This window comes from Streptomyces glaucescens (assembly GCF_002154375.1).
GTDB classification, from domain to species: Bacteria; Actinomycetota; Actinomycetes; order Streptomycetales; family Streptomycetaceae; genus Streptomyces; species Streptomyces glaucescens.
The window spans coordinates 1-1,052 of record NZ_MUND01001034.1 but is presented as its reverse complement, the minus strand read 5'-3'; the positions used below and the strand labels follow the sequence as shown (position 1 = coordinate 1,052).

The window sequence follows — 1,052 nt, the reverse complement described above, 5'->3', positions numbered from 1 at the left end:
GGATGTGTATAAGGGACAGGTACGGGCCCGCGGGGGCGGCGGCCCAGTCCGCGGCGGGGACGACGTGGTGGATCATCCACCGTTTATATCCCGGGCCGGAGGACGGGCCGAGGGGTCCGCGTCGCCCCTGGTCACGGGGGGCGCGGCGCGGGAGCGGATGCCGGTACGCGGATGGGGTCGCCCCCCGGCCGAGGGGGGCGGCCCGCTCGCCTACTTGGCGTTGATCAGCTCGTGCGGCGGGACCGTCACCGTCCGGGCGCCCGGCGTGCCGCCGAGGACGACCTTGCGGAGCGCGACGTTGTTGTCCAGGTTGGTCTCCTTCAGCCGCTTCTCCGGGTTGGCGATGACCTGGATGTGGTACGTGCCGTTCGGCAGGTCCGTGATGTCGAAGGACTGGCCGGGCCGGTACTGGGTGTAGGTGTCGCCGGAGCCGACGTCCAGCACCTCACGCACGGAGATCGAGTTCTGCTGGCCGCAGGCGGTCGACAGATCCGTGTTGTACGGGTGCCAGTTGGCGTTCTTCACCGTGTAGTCGATCGCGTCGGTGTTGGCCAGGCAGAACGCCTCCTTGCCGCTGCGCACCTCCTTCGTCTGGTCCGCGCTCAGCAGCCGGTAGCTGGCGAAGTCGGTGAAGTGCCAGTGCTCGTGGCCGATGCGCGGGTCCCACTCCATGGTGCCGGTGGGGGCGTAGCCGACCTGCTTGCCGTTCGCGTCGTAGAAGTACTGGTAGGCGTCCATCAGGTCCTTGCCGGGGCTGCGGAAGCCGTCCACGACGAGCGGCGCGGGGCCCGCGTTCCAGACGTTGGCGCTGAAGGCGAGGTAGTCCTTGCCCGGCACGTCACCGTCCTCGCCGTCGGTGATGGCGATGTCCCAGGCCGGCAGCGAACGCAGGTCCGGCTTCGGCACGTTCGCCGGAACGCCCGCGCGGCCGGTGGGCCGCTTGGCGTTCGGCTTCAGCGCCGGGGCGATCCGGGAGCCGTCGGTGTGGCCGGGCCCGTCGCCGAGGTGGTGGGCGAGGCCGCGGTCGTCCAGCGCGTGGGAGAGGGCGGGCG

General features: G+C 71.2%; 1 protein-coding gene. It reads right to left on the bottom strand.

All coding sequences use genetic code 11. The features are described from left to right. Nucleotides 1-210: 210 nt before the first annotated feature. A partial coding sequence (locus CCN42_RS40370; protein WP_245877702.1) for a lysyl oxidase family protein occupies nucleotides 211-1,052 on the bottom strand: 842 nt, incomplete at its 5' end.